Here is a 3,933-nt window from a genome sequence, read left to right as displayed (position 1 = left end):
GGCGCGGGCGCACCGGCCGGGGGGCGGGCCGCCTCGGCGAGGCCGAACGGCGCGGGCCGGGTGAGCACCCGGACGGCGCCACCGGAGTCGGGGTGGGGGTCGTGGTCGAGGGACCACCGCAGCAGGTCCAGACCGCCCGGGTCCACGTGCTGGGCGCCCGTGAGGTCCACGACGACGGCCGCACCGGGCACCAGGGTGCGGGCGCGGGCCACGAGGGGGGTGAGGATGCGGTGGTTGCGCTCGGTGAGATCGCCGGTGACCACCAGGTGCACGCACCGGGTGTCGAGCTCGATCTGCACGACGACGGACAGGGAGTGGTCCATGGAGGGGTCCTTCCACGACAGGACGTCACGGCCGGCTGCTCGACCCGTGCCATCGAGCCTAGACGCCCGTGACGTGGGTCACCAGTTGCTGTGCCGACTCGTTACCGTAGGTGACAGTGCCCACAGTCCGCCCGCGGGGTGGCTCCCGGCCCCGGTCCGGCCGGTAGCGTCGACGCCATGCGCACACTCGTGGTCGGTTGGTCCAGCGTCCTGCACGGCGAGGCGACGGCTGGTGACGTCCTCGCCATGGACGCCGTCGCCGACGCCCTCGGCACGGCGGGCGTCCCGCACGACGTCGCCTGGAGCGCGGTCATGTGCCCGCCCGGCGGGCTGCGGCTGGACGACGTCGAGCCCGTGCGCTACACCCACCTGCTGTTCGTGTGCGGGCCCGCGACGGGACGGTCGATCGCCGAGCTGCACGAGCAGTTCGCGCACTGCCGCCGGATCGCGGTCGGGGTCAGCGTGCTGGACCCCGAGGACCCGGTGACCGCCGGGTTCCACCGCGTGATCGCGCGCGACCGCCCCGGTGCCGGTGCCCGCCGGGACCTCGCCGCGCGGGCCGTGCCCCAGCTCGTGCCCGTCCTGGGCGTCTACCTCACCGGCGGGCAGCACGAGTACGGTCCCCGCCGCCGGCACGACGCCGTCCGGTCCGGGCTGGAGCAGTGGCTGGGCCGGCTCGACGCCGCCCGGCTGCCACTGGACACCCGCCTGGACCCGCGGGACTGGCGGCTGCCCGCCACCGCGGCCCAGACCGGGTCGGTCATCGCCCGCCTCGACACCGTGGTGAGCATGCGCATGCACGGCCTGGTCCTGGCGCTGCGGGCCGGGGTTCCCGTGCTCGCCGTCGACCCCGTCGCGGGCGGCGGGAAGGTCACGGCCCAGGCGCGGGCCTGGGACTGGCCGGCCGTGGTCGGCGCGGACGAGCTCGACCCCGGCCGGCTCGACGAGCAGCTGCGCTGGTGCCTGTCCCCGGCCGGGCGTGCGGCGGCCGAGGAGAGGGCGGCGATGGTCCCGAGCGGCTTCGAGCAGCTCGACGAGCTCGTCGGGGACCTCCTCGGGGACCTGTCCGGCGAGCCGGGCCGCGACGCCGACGGCGAGTTCGACCGGGAGCTCGGCCCGGAGCTGCTCGAGGCGGCGGAGACCCGGCCCCACCGGGGCTGACACGGCCCCTAGATCAGCCGCCTGATCATTCTGTGCCATACTCCGAACCATGAACTACCTGGGCATCAACGCGATTTTTCATGACCCCGCGGCGGCTCTCGTCGTGGACGGCAGAGTGGTGGCGGCGGCGGAGGAGGAGCGCTTCTCCCGCCGCAAGCACGGCAAGCGGCCCGTGCCGTTCTCGGCGTGGGAGCTGCCCGAGCAGGCCATGCGCTGGTGCCTCGCCGAGGCCGGGCTGACTCCCGCGGACCTGGACGCCGTCGGCTACTCCTTCGACCCCGCCATCGCCGCCGAGATGCCGGACGACCCGTACGACCCCGTGCGCGTGGACTACGCCCGGCGCGCCGCCGGGTTCCTCGCCGAGGCGCTGCCGGGCCTGGACCGCGACAAGGTCCGGTTCGTGGAGCACCACGTGGCCCACGCCGCCTCCGCCGGGCTCGCCGCCCCCACGCGCACGAGCAGCGTCCTGGTGGTCGACGGCCGCGGCGAGGCGCACTCGCACCTGGCCGGCCGCTACCGGGACGGGGAGCTGGAGATCCTGCACCGCCAGGCCCTGCCCGAGTCCCTCGGCCTGCTCTACGAGTCCCTCACCGACCACCTGGGCTTCCTGCGCTCGAGCGACGAGTTCAAGGTCATGGCGCTCGCCTCCTACGGAGAGCCCCGCTTCCTGCCCGAGCTGCGCGAGATCGTCCGTGCCACGGGCGACGGCGGCTTCCGTGCCCAGGCCCCCGACTGGACCCGCTTCGCGCCCCGCCGGATCGACGACGGCACCTGGGGCGGCGACCACGCCGATCTCGCCGCCTCGGTCCAGGCCGTGGTCGAGGAGGTCCTGGTGGACCTGGCCACCTGGCTGCACGAGCAGACCGGGGACACGGTGCTCACCATGGCCGGCGGCACAGCCCTGAACTGCGTGGCCAATTCCCGGATCTGGCGCGAGACGCCCTTCGAGGAGGTCTGGGTCCAGCCCGCCTCCGGGGACTCCGGGACCGCCCTCGGCGCCGCCCTGCACCTGGCCCAGGAGGCCGGGGACCTCGGCGCGCCCCAGCCCACCGCGGCCCTCGGGCGCAGCTGGTCCGGCGAGGAGCTGGCGCAGTGGCTGAGCACCGCGCAGGTGCCCTTCACCACCCCGGAGGACCTCGCTGGCGAGGTCGCCGACATCCTCGCCGGCAACGGCGTGATCGCCTGGTTCGAGGGCCGCAGCGAGTTCGGGCCCCGGGCGCTGGGCCGCCGGTCCCTCCTGGCGAACCCGATCCACCCCGACAACCTCGAACGGCTCAACGACGTCAAGGGCCGCGAGCAGTTCCGGCCGGTGGCGCCCATGGTCCTCGAGGAGCGCGCCGCGGAGATCTTCGGCGGCGGGCCGCTGCCCAGCCCCTTCATGCTCTTCGTGCACGACGTGGCCCCCGAGTGGCGCGAGCGGATCCCCACGGTCACCCACGTGGACGGCACCGCCCGGATCCAGACGGTCACCGACGAGGACAACGCCGGGATCGCCGCGCTGCTGCGGGCCTTCGACGAGCGCACGGGCGTGCCCGTCGTCGTCAACACCTCGCTCAACACCGCCGGCCGGCCCATGGTCGACGACCCGCGCGACGCCCTCGAGCTCTTCGGCTCCGCTCCGGTGGCCGCGCTTGTGCTCGGCCCGCACCTGGTCCGCCGCGCCGCCTTCTTCGAGGGGGCCGAGTGACGGCCGCGCCCACGACCTACGCCGTGGTCGTCCCCTCGATGGGACGGCCGAGCCTGCAGTGGCTGCTGGACACCCTCGCCGCCCAGGACGTCGACGCGGACCACCCGGGACCGCTCGAGGTCGTGGTGGTGGACGACCGGCCCGGCGACGTGGAGCCGCTGCGGCCCAGCGTGCCCGGCACCGTGGCCTGGACCGTGCGCACCGTCCGCGGCTACGGGCGGGGCCCGGCCGCCGCGCGCAACCGCGGCTGGCGGGTCGCCCGCCGCTCGGGGGCGCAGTGGGTCGCCTTCCTCGACGACGACGTGGAGCTGCCGGCCGGCTGGGCGCAGCGTCTGGCCGAGGACCTCGCCGCGTGCGGCCCGGAGGTCGGCGCGACCCAGGGCCGGATCGACGTCCCCCTCCCGGGCTCCCGCCGGCCCACCGACTGGGAGCGCAACACCGCGTCCCTGCAGGACGCGGACTGGGCGACCGCGGACATGGCCTACCGCACGATTGCGCTCGAGGCCGTCTCCGGCTTCGACGAGCGCTTCCCCCGGGCCTACCGGGAGGACGCCGACCTCGCGCTGCGCGTGCGCCGGGCCGGGTGGCAGCTGGTGCGCGGGCAGCGCCGGATCACCCACCCCGTGCGTCCCGCCGACGACCTCGTGAGCCTGCGCGTGCAGGCCGGCAACGCCGACGACGCCCTGATGCGCCGGCTGCACGGGCCCGACTGGCGCCGTGCGGCCGAGGCTCCCCCCGGGGGCTTCCGCTGGCACGCCGCGA

The 3,933-nt window shown here is 75.6% G+C and carries 4 protein-coding genes; 3 read left to right on the top strand and 1 reads right to left on the bottom strand.

Features of this window, described 5'->3' with window-relative positions:
- A partial coding sequence (locus tag CRM73_RS18505; RefSeq protein ID WP_370658572.1) for a hypothetical protein occupies positions 1 to 323 on the bottom strand: 323 nt, incomplete at its 3' end.
- A 177-nt stretch (positions 324 to 500) separates the two neighbouring features.
- On the opposite strand from CRM73_RS18505, the gene CRM73_RS18500 reads away from it, so the two are divergent.
- The 3 genes from CRM73_RS18500 to CRM73_RS18490 all read left to right on the top strand — a co-directional run.
- Positions 501 to 1,484, top strand: a complete 984-nt coding sequence (locus CRM73_RS18500) for a polysaccharide pyruvyl transferase family protein (RefSeq protein ID WP_081994119.1) — start codon at positions 501 to 503, stop codon at positions 1,482 to 1,484.
- A 49-nt stretch (positions 1,485 to 1,533) separates the two neighbouring features.
- Positions 1,534 to 3,171: a carbamoyltransferase C-terminal domain-containing protein gene (locus tag CRM73_RS18495; protein WP_035923942.1), complete on the top strand. Its 1,638-nt coding sequence runs from the start codon at positions 1,534 to 1,536 to the stop codon at positions 3,169 to 3,171.
- Positions 3,168 to 3,933: glycosyltransferase (locus CRM73_RS18490; RefSeq protein ID WP_229588708.1), on the top strand; the 766-nt coding region annotated here is incomplete at its 3' end. The genes CRM73_RS18495 and CRM73_RS18490, both read left to right, overlap by 4 nt.

Origin of the sequence: Kocuria sp. CCUG 69068 (assembly GCF_020833785.1) — a bacterium.
GTDB lineage: Bacteria > Actinomycetota > Actinomycetes > Actinomycetales > Micrococcaceae > Kocuria > Kocuria rosea.
The sequence above is the reverse complement of the archived record's forward strand: the minus strand, read 5'-3'. Positions and strand labels throughout refer to the sequence as shown.

Excerpts from the sequence above, each read along its gene's own strand:
- CRM73_RS18495 (WP_035923942.1), top strand. The coding sequence starts at position 1,534 with ATGAACTACCTGGGCATCAACGCGATTTTTCATGACCCCGCGGCGGCT.
- CRM73_RS18500 (WP_081994119.1), top strand. The coding sequence starts at position 501 with ATGCGCACACTCGTGGTCGGTTGGTCCAGCGTCCTGCACGGCGAGGCG.